Annotated in this window: 17 protein-coding genes; 10 read left to right on the forward strand and 7 right to left on the reverse strand. The window is 63.1% G+C overall.

Features of this window, described 5'->3' with window-relative positions:
• Positions 1-245: 245 nt before the first annotated feature.
• Entirely contained in the window at positions 246-1,184 is a 939-nt protein-coding gene (locus EHW12_RS25490; RefSeq protein ID WP_007729451.1) for a 3-oxoacyl-ACP reductase, read from the forward strand.
• A gap of 27 nt (positions 1,185-1,211) precedes the next feature.
• Positions 1,212-1,955 (forward strand): SDR family oxidoreductase, encoded by a 744-nt coding sequence (locus tag EHW12_RS25495; protein ID WP_019745385.1) that lies wholly within the window; start codon positions 1,212-1,214, stop codon positions 1,953-1,955.
• Positions 1,956-1,976: 21 nt separating this feature from the next.
• Here the strand turns inward: EHW12_RS25495 and EHW12_RS25500 are convergent, their stop codons facing one another.
• Positions 1,977-2,912 (reverse strand): amidohydrolase family protein, encoded by a 936-nt coding sequence (locus EHW12_RS25500; protein WP_020970853.1) that lies wholly within the window; start codon positions 2,910-2,912, stop codon positions 1,977-1,979.
• A 95-nt stretch (positions 2,913-3,007) separates the two neighbouring features.
• On the opposite strand from EHW12_RS25500, the gene EHW12_RS25505 reads away from it, so the two are divergent.
• The 3 genes from EHW12_RS25505 (at position 3,008) to EHW12_RS25515 (ending at position 5,752) form a co-directional block, all read left to right on the forward strand.
• Positions 3,008-3,535: a nuclear transport factor 2 family protein gene (locus tag EHW12_RS25505; RefSeq protein WP_003939692.1), complete on the forward strand. Its 528-nt coding sequence runs from the start codon at positions 3,008-3,010 to the stop codon at positions 3,533-3,535.
• A 4-nt stretch (positions 3,536-3,539) separates the two neighbouring features.
• Complete coding sequence (locus EHW12_RS25510; RefSeq protein WP_003940612.1) at positions 3,540-4,673, forward strand: 12-oxophytodienoate reductase; 1,134 nt, start codon at positions 3,540-3,542, stop codon at positions 4,671-4,673.
• Positions 4,674-4,753: 80 nt separating this feature from the next.
• Positions 4,754-5,752 carry an MDR family oxidoreductase gene (locus EHW12_RS25515; RefSeq protein WP_042923998.1) on the forward strand — a complete coding sequence of 333 codons (999 nt, stop codon included), beginning with the start codon at positions 4,754-4,756 and terminating at the stop codon, positions 5,750-5,752.
• 5 nt (positions 5,753-5,757) lie between these two features.
• On the opposite strand, the gene EHW12_RS25520 is transcribed toward EHW12_RS25515, so the two are convergent.
• Entirely contained in the window at positions 5,758-6,309 is a 552-nt protein-coding gene (locus tag EHW12_RS25520) for a ribonuclease H (RefSeq protein ID WP_054188389.1), read from the reverse strand.
• A 45-nt stretch (positions 6,310-6,354) separates the two neighbouring features.
• On the opposite strand from EHW12_RS25520, the gene EHW12_RS25525 reads away from it, so the two are divergent.
• From EHW12_RS25525 to EHW12_RS25535, 3 genes are all read left to right on the forward strand, one after another.
• Complete coding sequence (locus EHW12_RS25525; protein ID WP_125052036.1) at positions 6,355-7,308, forward strand: DNA-3-methyladenine glycosylase; 954 nt, start codon at positions 6,355-6,357, stop codon at positions 7,306-7,308.
• A gap of 17 nt (positions 7,309-7,325) precedes the next feature.
• Positions 7,326-7,976 (forward strand): pyridoxamine 5'-phosphate oxidase family protein, encoded by a 651-nt coding sequence (locus tag EHW12_RS25530; protein ID WP_003940212.1) that lies wholly within the window; start codon positions 7,326-7,328, stop codon positions 7,974-7,976.
• A gap of 111 nt (positions 7,977-8,087) precedes the next feature.
• Positions 8,088-8,585 (forward strand): hypothetical protein, encoded by a 498-nt coding sequence (locus EHW12_RS25535; RefSeq protein ID WP_003940625.1) that lies wholly within the window; start codon positions 8,088-8,090, stop codon positions 8,583-8,585.
• Between the two features lie 7 nt (positions 8,586-8,592).
• Here the strand turns inward: EHW12_RS25535 and EHW12_RS25540 are convergent, their stop codons facing one another.
• From EHW12_RS25540 to EHW12_RS25560, 5 genes are all read right to left on the reverse strand, one after another.
• Positions 8,593-8,982: a metalloregulator ArsR/SmtB family transcription factor gene (locus EHW12_RS25540; RefSeq protein WP_003940184.1), complete on the reverse strand. Its 390-nt coding sequence runs from the start codon at positions 8,980-8,982 to the stop codon at positions 8,593-8,595.
• 60 nt (positions 8,983-9,042) lie between these two features.
• Positions 9,043-10,239: an acetyl-CoA C-acetyltransferase gene (locus EHW12_RS25545; protein WP_125052038.1), complete on the reverse strand. Its 1,197-nt coding sequence runs from the start codon at positions 10,237-10,239 to the stop codon at positions 9,043-9,045.
• A 40-nt stretch (positions 10,240-10,279) separates the two neighbouring features.
• The gene (locus EHW12_RS25550) at positions 10,280-10,732 is read right to left on the reverse strand and encodes a MaoC family dehydratase (protein WP_003940415.1); all 453 of its coding nucleotides are present in this window, start codon (positions 10,730-10,732) and stop codon (positions 10,280-10,282) included.
• Between the two features lie 67 nt (positions 10,733-10,799).
• Entirely contained in the window at positions 10,800-11,546 is a 747-nt protein-coding gene (locus EHW12_RS25555) for a GntR family transcriptional regulator (protein ID WP_003940169.1), read from the reverse strand.
• A gap of 31 nt (positions 11,547-11,577) precedes the next feature.
• Positions 11,578-12,729, reverse strand: a complete 1,152-nt coding sequence (locus tag EHW12_RS25560) for an acyl-CoA dehydrogenase family protein (RefSeq protein WP_003940468.1) — start codon at positions 12,727-12,729, stop codon at positions 11,578-11,580.
• A gap of 200 nt (positions 12,730-12,929) precedes the next feature.
• On the opposite strand from EHW12_RS25560, the gene EHW12_RS25565 reads away from it, so the two are divergent.
• Positions 12,930-13,805, forward strand: a complete 876-nt coding sequence (locus tag EHW12_RS25565; RefSeq protein WP_125052040.1) for a CoA ester lyase — start codon at positions 12,930-12,932, stop codon at positions 13,803-13,805.
• The gene (locus EHW12_RS25570) at positions 13,802-14,800 is read left to right on the forward strand and encodes a MaoC family dehydratase (RefSeq protein WP_073513349.1); all 999 of its coding nucleotides are present in this window, start codon (positions 13,802-13,804) and stop codon (positions 14,798-14,800) included. Before EHW12_RS25565 ends, EHW12_RS25570 begins: the two co-directional genes overlap by 4 nt.
• Positions 14,801-14,812: the final 12 nt, after the last annotated feature.

Here is a 14,812-nt window from a genome sequence, read left to right on the forward strand (position 1 = left end):
CAAACGCGTACGCGGTGGGATCGCCGCGTCGCCCCAAGGTGGCATGCAGCGCTCGTGACCCAGATCACCGCTCCCGCTGAGTGAGACTCCTCCTCAGTCGGCCAAACTTCTGTTCAAAACTAGAACTAATTCTGATTTCGCTCGAATGATTTTTTCGGAACCGACTACCGAACTCTCGACTTCAAATTAGAATGAATACTAATTCTGCAAGACGTACCCGACCGCCCGGATCGAAGGAGCACGACATGACGCAATCACTGAGCTTGGAAGGCAAAGTTGCCGCCGTCACCGGCGCCGGCGCCGGCCTGGGTCGCGCCGAAGCACTCGGACTCGCGGCTGCCGGTGCAGCCGTCATCGTCAACGACATGGGTGCAGCGGCCAACGACGTGGTCGACGAGATCAAGGCCGCAGGTGGACAGGCACTCGCCATCACCGGCGACGTCTCCGACTGGTCGCTCGGCGGGCGCATCATCGAAGAGGCTGTCAAGAACTTCGGATCCTTCGACATCCTCGTCAACAATGCAGGCATCCTGCGCGACAAGATGATCTTCAACCTGACCGAATCCGATTGGGACGACGTCATCCGTGTGCACCTCAAGGGCCACGCCGCCACCTCGCACGCAGCCGCAGTCCACTGGCGCGCAGCCAGCAAGGCAGCCGACGCACCGGTCTACGGCCGCATCATCAACACCTCTTCCGAGGCCTTCCTCTTCGGCAGCGCCGGACAGCCCAACTACTCGGCAGCCAAGGCCGGCATCACCGCTCTGACGCTCTCGAGCGCAGCAGGTCTCTCCCGCTACGGCGTCCGCACCAACGCGATCTGCCCCCGCGCGCGCACCGCCATGACGGCAGAAGCCTTCGGCGAGAACAACACCGGCGTCGTCGGCCTCGATCCGCTTGCACCCGAGCGCGTCGCGACCCTGGTCAGCTACCTCGCATCCCCCGATTCCGACGAGATCAACGGACAGGTCTTCGTCGTCTACGGCAAGATGGTGGCGTTGATGGAAGCACCCAAGGTCGAGAACCGTTTCGACGCAGCCGGATCCGCGTTCACCGTCGAAGAGCTCGGTGGCCAGCTCTCGTCTTACTTCTCCGGCCGTGGGCCGTACGAGACCTACGCCGCCTACAGCATCGCCGGCCTCGAAAAGATTGCACTTGCAGTCGACGAGACCGCAACAGTTTGAGCAGCACTTACGAAGAGGAGCGTTTTCATGAGGTTGAACGGCAAGGTAGCGATCGTCACCGGCGGCGCCGGTGGAATCGGTCGCGCTATCACCCGAGTCTTCGCCCGTGAAGGCGCGAAGGTCCTGTTCGTCGACATCAACGACGAGCAGGGCCAGGCCCTCGAACAAGAACTGGCCGGCTCCGGCAAGTTCCTGAACGTCGACCTTGCTGCCGCCGGTTCGGCCGAGCAGATCCGTGACGCCGCACTCGAGGCTTTCGGCAAGCTCGACATCCTGGTGAACAACGCTCACGCGTCCCGTCAGGCTCCGTTGCTCGAAACCACGCAGGACATGTTCGACCTGTCCTTCAACACCGGTTTCTACCCCGTTGTCCACCTCATGCAGGCGTGCCACGACGAACTCGCGAAGACCAAGGGTTCGGTCGTCAACTTCGCATCGGGTTCAGGTTTGGACGGAATGCCCACCCAGACGTCCTACGCTGCGGCCAAGGAAGCTGTGCGAGGCCTGACGCGCGTCGTCGCCAACGAGTGGGCGCCGGAAGGCATTCGGGTCAACGTGGTCTGCCCGTTCGCCGCCACCGAAGGCGTCGTCAAGTGGCAGGAAGCCTTCCCCGAGCGCGCAGCCGCATCGGTTGCCAAGGTACCTCTCGGACGCATCGGTGATCCCGAAACCGACATCGCTCCCGTCGTGGTATTCCTGGCGAGCGAGGATTCCAAGTACATGACCGGACAGACGTTGATGGCCGACGGCGGCAGCATCAAATTGCGCTGAGCGAAATACTTCTCGGTGGGCTCAGCTCACCGAGAAGAGTTTCGCAGCGTTGTCGTGCACGACGGCTCGCAACCATTCGTCTCCGAGATCGAAACGCGTAACCGCTTGCAAAGCCGTGAGATACGGGTACGGAATGTTCGGGAAGTCGCTACCGAACAGAATCCGGTCCTGCATGTCGACGAGCCGTGAAACGTCCGCCTTCGGGAAGGCACACTGCTCTTCCGTGAAATCGGTGAACGCCATGGTCGTATCCAGGCGGACGTTGCCGTAAGCCTCTGCCAGATCGAGGAATTCGCTGTACTCGGGCATCCCCATGTGGGCGACGATCAACGACAGGCGCGGGTACCGTGCGAGCAGCGAAGCAATGCGATCAGGTCCCGTGTACTCCCCCGGCGCCGGTCCCGAACCACAGTGGATCACGATGGGCGTCTCGGAGTCCTCGAGTTGCCCCCAGACCTTGTCGAGCAGAGGGTCGTTCGGATCGTAGTTTCCGACCTGAATGTGGGACTTGAAGATTCGCGCGCCCGACTCCAATGCCTTGCCGACGTACGACGCCGCCGACTCCTCGGGATAGAACGTGGCCGTGTGCAGGCAATCGGGCGTTTGCGCGGCAAATTCGACGGCCCACTGATTGAGCCACTCGGCCATCGCGTGCTTGTGCGGGTAGATCATCGACGTGAAAGCCCGGACACCGAACTCGCGGAGACGGTGTACCCGCTCCTCCTCGGCAAGTCGGTACGCGATCGGCCAAGGTCGACCGATCATCGGTCCCGCCGAATCGAAGTAGCCCCACACCTTGTCCATGACGCTCTTCGGCATGAAATGGGTATGGACGTCGATCACGCCAGGAACACCCAACTCGCGCCAAAAAGCCCGAACCTCGGCGATCTCCTCCGGTCCAGTCGATGGGACCTCTTCGGTACACACGTCTGACACCCCTTTCGTTCGCTCGACCATACCGAGTGCCGTCGCGCTCACCGGGACAGGTCGTTGACGGCCCGCCCGGAGCACCCGAATGTGAACCCATCTTGCCGATCACCGTTGGAGGTTGAATGTCTCAGGCCGAGTCCGAAGTGGGGTCGATCAGTGCCGTCGAGGAACTGCTCGCAATCGAGGAAATCAAGCGTGTGTTCGCCGCGCGCCTACGCTGCATGGACACCAAGCAGTGGCACGTCTACCCAACCCTGCACACCGCAGACGTCGTCAGCGAGACGTGGGGCGGACTCCCGACAGATAAGCAACCCAAGACCGGCGACACCTCGAACCAGGTAGTGGGCATCGACAAACTCACCGCGGCAATTCGGAACATGCTCGACGGCGACATCCCCCTCACCACGGCGCACCACGCACACACTCCCGAAATCGTGCTGACCTCGCCCACCACCGCAACCGGCATCTGGGCGATGGAGGACATGCTGTGGTGGAACGACGGCGAAAAAGAACTGCACCTACACGGCTACGGCCACTACCACGAGAAATACCGCAAAGAAGACGGCAAGTGGCTGATCAGCTACCGAACCCTCACCCGGCTCCGTGTCGACCAGGACCCCGGATTCTTCCGATTCATGAAAGCGCTGTGACGAAGTGACCAACCCGCTGTTCCAACCGCTCCGCATCCGTTCGCTCGAACTGTCCAACCGCATAGTCATGTCGCCGATGACGCGCACGTACTCTATCGAAGGTGTGCCCGGCCGCGACGTTGCCGACTACTACCGCCGACGAGCTGAGGGCGGCACCGGACTGATCGTCACCGAAGGCGTCGCGATCGATCACGAGACTGCTGTCGACCACGCCAACGTCCCCAACCTCCACACTCCCGCTGCTCAGGCCGGATGGCGGAAGGTAGTCGACGACGTGCACGCTGCGGGCGGCAAGATCGTGCCTCAGCTCTGGCACGTCGGACCTCTGTGGGGCGCGATGACGCAGATGGACCCCTCACTCAAGCCGATGCGCCCCTCTGGCGAATGGGGCCCGCTCGGCGTCACCTCGTACTCCGCTGCCTACGTCGAACGCGCACAGGCCAGCACCGAAGCGATGACCGAGCAGGACATCCAGGACGTCATCGACGCGTACGTCCGTAGCGCGAAGCACGCCGTCGAACTCGGCTTCGACGGCATCGCGATCCACGGCGGTCACGGCTACCTCCTCGATTCCTTCTTCTGGGAGGGCACCAACCAGCGCGACGACGCGTGGGGAGGCGACCTGGAGCGTCGTACCAGGTTCCCGGCCGCCGTCGTCGCCGCGATCCGCGCGGCCATCGGACCGGATCTGCCGATCATCTACCGTTTCTCACAGCACAAGCAGCAAGATTTCACCGCGAAGATCGCCGAAACCCCCGAAGAGTTGGGCGTCATCCTGGGCGCGCTGGTCGACGCCGGAGTCGACGTTCTCGACGCCAGCATCAGGCGTTTCGACGTGCCGGCCTTCGAAGGCAGCGATCTCTCGTTGGCGGGTTGGGCGAAGAAGCTGACCGGCGCCGTCACGATGGCCGTCGGCAGCGTCGGTATCGGAAAGTCGCTGCGGGACAGCCGCATCGAAGGCGTCGCACCTGTAGTCGACAACATCCCACAGCTCGAGGAGCGCATCGGCAGCGGAGAGTTCGATCTGATCGCGATCGGCCGTCTCCATCTCGCCGATCCTGCATTGGCAACTACCCTGCGCGCCGGTGGCCCGCTACCGGCGTTCGATCGAGCGGTGCATGAGGGCAGCTTGATCTAGGGGCTCCGCCCCTGTGCGCCTTTTCGGTAGTGCGCACTACCGAAAAGGCGCACAGGGCCGAAGGCCTTTATGTTCGACCCATGACTACTTTCAACGCCTGGGTCGCCCGCGACAGCGACGGCACCATCGACTTCGCCCCCGAAACCGTCGACGAATCCTTCCTCCCGGCAGGTGAGGTCACCATTCGCGTCGAGTATTCGAGCGTCAACTACAAGGACGCGCTCGCGGTCACGCCGAAAGGCGGGGTGGTTCGCGAGTACCCGATCGTCCCCGGCATCGACGTCGCCGGCGAGGTCATTGCCTCCGAGTCCGACGCATTCGCCCCGGGAGACAAGGTCGTCGCACATGGCTACGAGATCGGGACCGCCCGCAACGGCGGCTACGCCGAGATCGCCCGTTTGCCTGCCGAGTGGGTCGTGAAGCTCGACGGCATTTCCACCGCCGACGCTGCCGCGATCGGCACGGCAGGATTCACCGCAGCCATGAGCGTCCAAGCCATTCTGGCCAGCGGAGTGAAGCCAGCCGACGGTCCCGTCCTGGTGACGGGTGCGAGCGGCGGAGTCGGCACCGTCAGCGTCGACCTTCTGGCAAGCGCAGGCTTCGACGTGGTCGCCTCCAGCGGTAAGCCAGGCGCGGCAGACCTTCTGACGTCACTCGGTGCGTCTTCGGTGATCGGCCGGCTCCCCGAAGATCCCGACGCCAAGCCTCGCCCGCTCGGAAAATCTCAGTGGGCGGCGGCCGTCGACTGCGTCGGTGGAAAGACCCTCGCTCACGTTCTGAGCACGATCAACTACGGCGGTGTTGTCGCTGCCAGCGGATTGACCGGCGGCGCCGCGCTGCCTACGACCGTGCTGCCGTTCATTCTCCGCGGAGTCTCACTGCTGGGCATGGACTCGGTATTGATGCCGATCGAACCCCGTCGCGCGCTGTGGGCCCGTCTGGGCTCCGACTTGGCCCCACGTCATCTGAAGGAGATCACGAACCTCGTTGCCGTCCGCGACGTCGTCTCGGTGATCGATCAGGTACGCGAAGGCAAGTACACCGGCCGGGCGCTGGTTCAGGTTGCCGACGGATTCTGAACCGCTCAGAAAAGTGTGAACAGATCTGCCGGTTCTTCGACCGTCGTGGACTTCTCCTTGTAAGGAGAGTTCACGGCGGTCGGTTCCTTCTTCACCGGGGCAGCAAGCGGGACCGATGCGATGTCCCCCGAGACGATGGCGCGTGCGGCTTCGCCGGCCAGCTTGTCTGCCATTTCGTTGTAGTGGTTGCCGACGTGCCCGCGCACCCAGCGAAAGCGCACCGGACCGACTCGATCGGTGATGGCTCGATCGATACTCTGCACCAGTTCGAGGTTCTTGACCGCCCCGCCGCTCGCGGTCTTCCAGCCCTTGCGCTTCCAACTGGGCAACCATTCGGAAGCGCACTTGATGGCGTACTGCGAGTCGGATTCGATGAGCAGAGGATCAGCACCGGGATGGGCGACGACGGCCTCGAACAGAGCACGCAACTCTGCAATCTGGTTGGTGCCGGACGCTTCTCCGCCGGACATGCTCGGACCCTCGTGATTGACCCACGCCCAGCCGATAGCCCCACCGGGGTTTCGCAGACAGGATCCGTCGGTGCTCACGATGATCATGGCTCGGACAATACGTTGCGCCACCGACACACGCCTTAACGGAGGATGGACGGTGGCGATACGCTGACCTCGATGACGCCGCTATCTCCGGTCGACGAAGTCACGGTGACTTCTCAGCGACCGCTCGATGCCGCGCTGACGCTCAGCCCGCATCAGCGCGGACCCGGCGACCCCGCACATCGACGGTCAGCCGACGGAGCGATCTGGCGAGTTTCCCGCCAACTTTCGGGTCCTGTGACCTACCGCATCACCCAGTCGGATCGCCATACGGTCCGGGTACAGGCCTGGGGTCCCGGCGCCACGGAATTCCTGAACGGCGCCGAAGCGCTGCTCGGTCTCGACGACGAAGCCGAAGATTTTGCCCCCGAACATCCCAAGCTCGCCGAAGCTCATCGACGCTTCCCTCATCTGCGCATCGGCCGCACCGGCCGCGTCATGGAAGCTCTCGTTCCCGCGATCCTCGAGCAACGAGTCCACGGCATCGACGCATTCGCCGCGTGGCGCCGCCTGCTGACCAAGTTCGGGGAGCGCCCACCCGGCCCCGCGCCCGACGGAATGCGGGTTCCACTCACCGCGGACCAATGGCGTCGAATGCCGTCATGGGAATTCCATCGCGCGAACGTCGATCCAGCGAGGTCCAAGACGATCGTTCAGTGCGCTCGCGTCGCCGACCGCCTCGAGCAGGCATCCGCGTTCCCCAGGACCGAGGCGACCAAACGGTTGCGAGCGGTACCCGGCGTCGGGATCTGGACTGCCGCCGAAGTGGCTCAGCGTGCATTCGGCGATTCAGATGCACTCTCGGTCGGCGACTACCACCTCGCTGCCGTCGTCGGGTGGTCACTGCTGGGTGAACCGATCGACGACGCCGAGATGGTGCAGTACCTCGCTCCCCTTCAACCGCATCGATACCGCGCCGTGAGGCTCCTGCAGGTCAGCGGGCAAGCCGTCAAACCCAAGTTCGGTCCGCGAACTGCCGTTGCCGACCACCGTTGGCACTGAGCATCAGGAGTTGGAAAATGTCGACCCGATACGCACACATCGCCTTCTCCCCCGCTGCGGTGGAGCGTCAGCGGTCGACCGGAAGTTTCACCGTGTACGGTTCGAAACTCGATCAGCCCGACGAAGGCCCGATGGAATTCGATTTCCGCGCGCAGGGATTCGTGAAATCCGTGGATTCCTTCTTCATGTCCACGGTGACGCCCGACGGTTGGCCGTACGTCCAACATCGCGGCGGCCCGCGCGGATTCCTGCATGTGTTGGGCCCGAATCGAATCGGATTCGCCGATCTCCCCGGCAATCAGCAATTCGTGACGCTCGGCAATCTGGAAGAGAACAATCGCATCTCGCTGTTCGTCATCGATTACCCGACGCGAACGAGATTGAAGATCTACGGGCGTGCGCAGGTGATCGAAGCGGACGAGGACCCTGCACTACTGCAACAGCTCTTGCAAGTCCCCGGCGGCACCATGACGGCAAAAGCCCAGCGTTCCATCGTCATCGACGTCGAAGCGTTCGACTGGAACTGCAGTCGAAACATCACGCCACGCTTCGACAAGGAGCGCATGGACGAATCCCTCGCTCTGGCACGCCAACCCCTGCAAGCCGAGGTAGATCGGCTTACTGCCGAGGTCGAAGAATTGCGTGCGCGGTTGTCGAAAAACGAATGAGACTAGGCGGTTTCAGGGCACTCGGAGTCGGGTAGCCACCAAACACGGCCCGTCGCGCGGAGACGACGGGTCCCGTTGTGCCCGAGGAGGTCCGCACGATCGATCCAGACGGTGGAGTTCTGGTTAACGAACTGCACCGCCACCATTCACGACTGGTTCCACACAGACAGATTGGCCGTCCCCATGAAACTGTCCCGAACTCTCACCATGTCCGTTCTCGTCGTCGCCGCAGTCGGCGCCGGAGCCGGCACCGCGGTCGCAGCGCCCCCGAATGCGGGCTTCGATCCGTCCCAACCCCTACTGACACCGACCGCAGAGTCGAACAGCCAGGCGGCGTTGATGCTCTTCCCCGGTAACGATCCGAAGCAGGCCGCGTTCGACACGATGGCCAACGAGGTCAATATCGGCTGGAACAACGGTGGTCTGCAGTCGACCCTGATCGGAGCCAACCTCGGCGTCGGAATCGGCTGCCTGTCGATCTTCCCGAACTTCATCGCCGGCTGCATCGTCGGTGGAGTCATCGGCACGGTTGCCGGAGTCGGCGCAGGAATCACCAACGGAAACCCGAACGCTGCGCCGGCCGTCGAGAAGTTCTTCGCGACTCCTTGAGTAGCGCTCAGCTGTGCGTGTGCCCGGGGGTGGGTGTCTCGTCGTGAAAATGTGTGGCGCCGATCGAATGCAGCAGCTGGTGAACGGTGTCGTCCGCCAGTTGGTATCGCATCGATCGGCCGTCGCGGGTCGCGCTCACCCACCCCTGGCTACGCAGTAGCCGCAGCGCATGTGAGACGGCTGTGCCGCTCATCCCCAGCGCCACGGACAAATCCGTGACGCAGATACCCGGTGCGTGATGAAGGCAGAGCAACAGACGCAGACGATTGGTGTCGGAGAGAAGCTCGAAGCGACCGGACCAACTGGTGACGTCCAAACCCTCGAGTGCGGCCCTGGCGCGACGAACATCCTCGACGCTCAGCGCGCCACTGGTGTCTGCTGCGCCTGCATTCGTCAACCGACTGCCTCCGTAGAACTTCCGATCCCCCGCCGCAAGTGTACCCAGAAGCGAACCTCGTCAGGCAGACTCCACCACGGCCGCCATACCCTGGCCACCGCCGATACACATGGTCAACAGCGCTTTTCCGCCGCCGCGTCGGCCGAGTTCGTGAAGCGCGGTTGTTGCCATACGCGCACCCGTCGCTCCCACGGGGTGCCCGAGCGAGATGCCGGAACCGTTGACGTTCAGGCGATCGAGGTCCTCGAATCCCCATTCCTTCACGACGCCGAGAACCTGGCACGCAAACGCCTCGTTCAGCTCGACCAGATCGAAATCGGCAAAGCCTGCCCCGGTGCGAGCAAACAGTTTCGAGACGGCGGCAACCGGCCCGAGGCCCATCAGCGCCGGTTCACAACCGGCCGCGGCCCAACTGTCGAGGAACCCGATGGGTTCCAGCCCCAGCTCGTCCAGACGATCCTCGGCGACAACCAACATCGCTGCCGCAGCGTCGTTCTGCTGGCTGGCGTTACCGGCGGTCACGACGCCTCCCTCGGTTACCGCACGCAGCCGTGCCAGGGTTTCGAGTGAGGTATCCGGACGGATCCCCTCGTCAGCACGAAACTGTGTGACGTTCCCTTTTCGATCCGTCTGTTCGACGGCGACGATTTCGGCATCGAAGCGGCCGGATTCTCTTGCCAGTGTTGCCTTTCGGTGGCTGTCGACGGCGAAGGTGTCCGACTCTTCCCGCGTGATCCCGCAGCGTGTCGCGACGTTCTCGGCCGTTTCGATCATTCCGCTGATCCGACCGAATCGCCACTCGGGTTGCGAGCGCTCGCGGCCACGATCGAGGCGGTCGAACAGTTGCAGCCCACCGGATCTGGTGCCCCACCGCGCTCCGGTGGTGTAGTGCTCGATCCCGCTCATCGATTCGACGCCACCCGCGAGAACCACGTCGGCCGCACCCGTCTGGACCATCATGGCCGCGGTAACGATGGCCTGCAGACCCGTTCCACATCGGCGATCCGTCTGGAAGCCGGCTACCGAAATCGGCAACCCGGCCTCGAGCGCCGCCCACCTTCCGATGCACGGCGCCTCCGAATTGGCATACGACTGCCCCATCGCGACGTCGTCGATGCGGGACGGATCGATTCCGCTACGACGCACGGTCTCCTTGACGACAGTGGCAGCCAAACTTTCCGCAGGCACGTCACGAAGTGCCCCTCCGAAACGGCCCACCGCGGTTCTGACCGGCGCGACCAATGCTGCTCGTTTCACAACTGACCTCGAATCTCGTTCTGGAAGAATGGAAAAGGATTCAGGAGACCAACAGGCGCACGGTATCCGCTACCAGCGCAGGTTTACCCGCTCCTTCGATTTCGATCGTGTACCGCACGACTATCGTCGCGCCCTTCGCGGTGCGCTCGAAGGAAAGAATCTCCGCACCTGCCCGCACCGAAGAACCGACCTTGACCGGTTCGGGGAATCGCACCTTGTTGCTTCCGTAGTTCACGGTCATGGAGATTCCGTCGACACGCATCACCTGAGCGCCGAGCACCGGCAACAACGAAAGAGTCAGATAGCCGTGGGCGATGGTGCCGCCGTACGGACCCTGCGCTGCGCGCTCGGGATCCACGTGAATCCACTGGTGATCCTCGGTGGCGTCGGCGAACTTGTCGATCCGATCCTGTGTGACCGGGAACCACGCGCTGTAGCCCAAGTGCTCACCGACAGCCGTCTCTACTTCGTCGATTCCGTTGAAAATTCGCATAGTTCTCTCCTGAAAGGTGTTGAACAGCAAAGAAAAGTGCAGCGCTAATGTGCGCCGCGGCGCAGCGTCAATGTGCGCCGCGGCGCAGCGTGACCCGATACGTGTACTGCTCCGGCAAGAAATAGCTCACCGACAACTCGTTGGCAACGCCCTGCGCGTTGGAGTACAAACGGTCCACCCGCAACATGGCGTGGCCGATTTCGCAATCGACGTCCCTGGCAACGTCCGCCGTGGCCGGGGACACCGTGATCGATTGTGCTGCTTCGACAATCGGACTGTCGATCAGCGGTTCCAGCAAGCCGATCACCGTATTGGCGCTCACCGCACCGGCCGCCATGGCGGGCAGGTCGATGATCTGCCGCGCGATCGCCTCCGGCAGATGCGCCGTCGTCTGCACGAACGGAACTCCCTCGTGTATCCGCCGGAAGACCACGGTGTACACGACGTCGGTGTCGAGCCGAAGCCGACTGGCCGCCTCGATGTCCACGCGCCGTTGCAGCGGTGACACAACTTCCATCGTCGTGTCCCGCGAAAGGTTCATGAGATCTTCGATGGATCCGAGATGACGGAGATAGCGGCCGCTGTTCTCGGTCACGAACGTTCCGCGCCCGGGTACTCGGTACACGATGCCCTCGGCAACCAGATCGTGAAAGGCTCGGCGGACCGTCTGCCGACTCACGCCGTGATGCTGCGCCAGTTCGGATTCGGTGGGCAGTTGAATGCCGTCGCGGTAGGTACCGGCAGAGATCTGCTGACGAAGCTCACGAGAGAGGCGTTGGTACGCCGGCTCCGTCTCTCTTTCCTTACCGCTCATAGCGACATGATCCTACTTGCTCACCGGTCCGTCACAGACCGCCGCGGGCAACCAGCTGCGAAACGATCACGTTGCGCTGAATTTCGTTGGTTCCCTCCCCGACGATCATCAGTGGTGCATCACGGAAATACCGCTCGACGTCGTACTCCGTCGAGTAGCCGTAACCGCCGTGGATGCGGACGGCGGACAAAGCGATTTCCATCGCCACCTCGGAGGCGTACAGCTTGGCCATGCCCGCCTCCATGTCGCACCGCTCCCCACTGTCGTACATCTGCGCCGCGTGCCACGTCAGCTGCCGTGCGGCCGTCAGCTTCGTTGCCATGTCGGCGAGGTAATTGCCGATCGACTGGTGCTTCCAGATCGGCTGGCCGAAGCTCTCGCGCTGCTGCGCGTACGCAAGTGAATCTTCGAGTGCGGCCGTGGCGACGCCCAGTGCGCGGCAAGCCACCTGGATACGGCCGGTCTCGAGCCCCTTCATCATCTGCCCGAAACCCTTTCCGGGAGTACCGCCCAGAATGGCCGACTCGGAGATGCGGTAATTGTCGAAGGACAGTTCACAACTCTCGACGCCCTTGTATCCGAGCTTCGGGAGGTCGCGGGAGACGGTCAGCCCTTCGCCGTGCTCGACGAGAACGATCGAGATGCCCGCATGACGAGGGCTTGCGCTTGGATCGGTCTTGCACAGCAAGGCGATCACGCCGGATCGGCGGGCATTGGTGATCCATGTCTTGGCGCCGTTGACGACCAGATCTGTGCCGTCGCTCTTGGCGTTGGTTGTCATGGCCTGCAGATCGGAACCTCCGCCGGGCTCGGTGAGGGCCATCGTTGCCCGGATCTCGCCGGTTGCCATTCGCGGCAGGTACTTCACCTTCTGCTCTTCGGTACCGAACAGCGAGATGAGTTTCGCGACCACCGTGTGACCGCCCATCGCCCCCGCCAGGGACATCCATCCGCGTGACAGTTCCTGCGTCACCTGCGCATAACAGGGCATGGACACCGGCGATCCGCCGTACTCCTCGGGAATCGCGAGCCCGTAGATCCCGATCTGCTTCATCTGATCGATCCACTTCTCGGGATACTCGTTCGCGTGCTCCACCTCCTGGACCGTGGGCTTGACCTCTCGGTCGACGAACCGGCGCACGGTTTCGATCAGGAATGTTTCTTCGTCGTTGAGCTTGAGCATGAATCCGCCTCGACTTGAAATAAGTTTGTACGGCCATATTTCGATATTGTTCGCGTAATGTCAATACCGCGCCTTGACATCGATACGCAGCAACTGCCAGCATCGAGGCAGTTCCGTGCACATCAACGCCGTTCACGGCAGCTCATCCACTTCACAACTGGCCGTACATTTGATTTCCAGATCGAGGTAATCGACACACTATGGACGAGAACCACTACCGCGCCACCAGACGTCGCGCGTCCCTGGTCGCGCCGGGTTCAGACGAGCGCAAGGCACGCAAAGCACTCTTCTCGAACGCAGACGAGGTGATTCTCGACCTCGAAGATGCCGTCACTTCGGCGAACAAGGACCTGGCGCGAACCCTCGTGAGCACCTTGGTGCACGAGTTCGGTAGGGCGCGCACCATCTCGGTCCGAATCAACGGCCTGACCACACCATGGGCCCGCGACGACCTGATCGCCTGCGGCGCCCTCGGAGAATCGCTGACGAGCGTGATCGTCCCGAAGGTCGAGTCCGCCGACGAACTACTCGAGGCCGAGCACATCCTCTTCACTGCCGGTGGGCACCACACCACCCTGCAAGCCCTGATCGAAACTCCGCTCGGCGTCCAGAATGCCGACTCCATCGCCCGCGCGACTCCTCGTCTCCAAGCCGCGATCATCGGATACGCCGATCTCGGTGCAGCGCTCGGCCGTTCACGCTCGGCACTGCCTGAACACTGGCTTGCCGTCCAGGACAGAATCCTGATCGCCTGCCGCGCAGCCGGCGTCGCAGCCATCGACGGGCCCTTTCTCGGCATCACCGACGACGACGCTTTCCGCTGCGCCGCGCACTGGACCAACGCTCTCGGGTTCGACGGCAAATGGGTCATCCACCCGGCGCAGATCGACTCGGCCACTACCGCATTCACTCCTTCGGACGACGCCGTCAATGACGCCCGACGGGTACTGACCGCACTCGAAGAAGCCGAAACCCTGGGTTCGGGTGCCGCCCAACTCGACGGCCAGATGCTCGACGAAGCTGTGGCCGTGGCAGCGCGTCGTACGCTTGCCCGAGCCGAAGGAGTCACCGTATGAGCGAGCACTACGTGGGAGGCCCGTACTTCGACGAGCTCACCCATGGACAGATCTTCGACGAAGCCCCCGCGGTGACGTTGACCAGTGGACTCGCCGCCTCCCATCAGGCGATCCTCGGTGACCGCATGCGCCTGCCTCTCGACGCACACTTGTCGTCGAGCGTCACGGGTTCCGGTGCACCAGTGGCAAATCCAGGACTGGTCACCGACATCGCCATCGGCCAGTCAACCGTGGTCACACACCACGTCAAGGCGAACCTCTTCTACCGTGGACTGCGATTCCACCGTTTCCCGGTACTCGGTGACACCCTGTACACGCGCACCGAGGTTGTCGGTCTACGCGAGAACTCGGCCAAGCCGGGACGCGGCGCCACCGGACTTGCCGCGCTACGGATGACGTCTGCTGATCAGAACGGCAACACGGTCCTCGACTTCTACCGCTGCGCCATGCTCCCCCTGAGCCCCGACCCGATCGAGGCGAGAACTCGCCACGCCGACGACCTCGGGGCGATCGGTCCGTCCGAACCGGCTCCGTACGTATCACCTGACGGTTGGGACCTCGACACGTATCGAGAGCGGGTACCCGGCAGGCACTTCGATTCCGATTTGGTGGGCTCCGTCTTCCACAGTAGCGGCGACGTCGTCTCCAGCGCACCCGAACTTGCCCGGCTGAGCTTGAACATCGCAGCGACGCACCACGACGATCGCGTCGGCGCCCACGGTCGCCTCGTCTACGGCGGCCACACCATCGGGATCGCACTCGCCCAGGCGACTCGCGCTCTGCCCAACGTGGTGACGGTTCTCGGGTGGCACTCGTGCAATCACACCGGACCCGTTCACGAGGGCGATACCCTCACGAGCGAACTGCACGTCGAAAACTCGTCGCCCCTCGAACACGGAACCGCAGTGCAACTGCGTTCGCTCGTGTTCTCCCACAATGCTTCTGCAACACAAACTCCGGTTCTCGACTGGCGTTTCACCGTGTTGATGGCATGAGCACACACTCTT

Origin of the sequence: Rhodococcus sp. NJ-530, from assembly GCF_003860625.1 — a bacterium.
Taxonomy (GTDB): domain Bacteria; phylum Actinomycetota; class Actinomycetes; order Mycobacteriales; family Mycobacteriaceae; genus Rhodococcus_F; species Rhodococcus_F qingshengii.

Excerpts from the sequence above, each read along its gene's own strand:
- EHW12_RS25555 (WP_003940169.1), bottom strand. The coding sequence starts at position 11,546 with ATGAGCGGTAAGGAAAGAGAGACGGAGCCGGCGTACCAACGCCTCTCT.
- EHW12_RS25515 (WP_042923998.1), top strand. The coding sequence starts at position 4,754 with ATGACTACTTTCAACGCCTGGGTCGCCCGCGACAGCGACGGCACCATC.
- EHW12_RS25490 (WP_007729451.1), top strand. The coding sequence starts at position 246 with ATGACGCAATCACTGAGCTTGGAAGGCAAAGTTGCCGCCGTCACCGGC.
- EHW12_RS25530 (WP_003940212.1), top strand. The coding sequence starts at position 7,326 with ATGTCGACCCGATACGCACACATCGCCTTCTCCCCCGCTGCGGTGGAG.
- EHW12_RS25520 (WP_054188389.1), bottom strand. The coding sequence starts at position 6,309 with ATGATCATCGTGAGCACCGACGGATCCTGTCTGCGAAACCCCGGTGGG.
- EHW12_RS25550 (WP_003940415.1), bottom strand. The coding sequence starts at position 10,732 with ATGCGAATTTTCAACGGAATCGACGAAGTAGAGACGGCTGTCGGTGAG.
- EHW12_RS25500 (WP_020970853.1), bottom strand. The coding sequence starts at position 2,912 with ATGGTCGAGCGAACGAAAGGGGTGTCAGACGTGTGTACCGAAGAGGTC.
- EHW12_RS25525 (WP_125052036.1), top strand. The coding sequence starts at position 6,355 with ATGGACGGTGGCGATACGCTGACCTCGATGACGCCGCTATCTCCGGTC.
- EHW12_RS25565 (WP_125052040.1), top strand. The coding sequence starts at position 12,930 with ATGGACGAGAACCACTACCGCGCCACCAGACGTCGCGCGTCCCTGGTC.
- EHW12_RS25505 (WP_003939692.1), top strand. The coding sequence starts at position 3,008 with ATGTCTCAGGCCGAGTCCGAAGTGGGGTCGATCAGTGCCGTCGAGGAA.
- EHW12_RS25560 (WP_003940468.1), bottom strand. The coding sequence starts at position 12,729 with ATGCTCAAGCTCAACGACGAAGAAACATTCCTGATCGAAACCGTGCGC.
- EHW12_RS25495 (WP_019745385.1), top strand. The coding sequence starts at position 1,212 with ATGAGGTTGAACGGCAAGGTAGCGATCGTCACCGGCGGCGCCGGTGGA.
- EHW12_RS25570 (WP_073513349.1), top strand. The coding sequence starts at position 13,802 with ATGAGCGAGCACTACGTGGGAGGCCCGTACTTCGACGAGCTCACCCAT.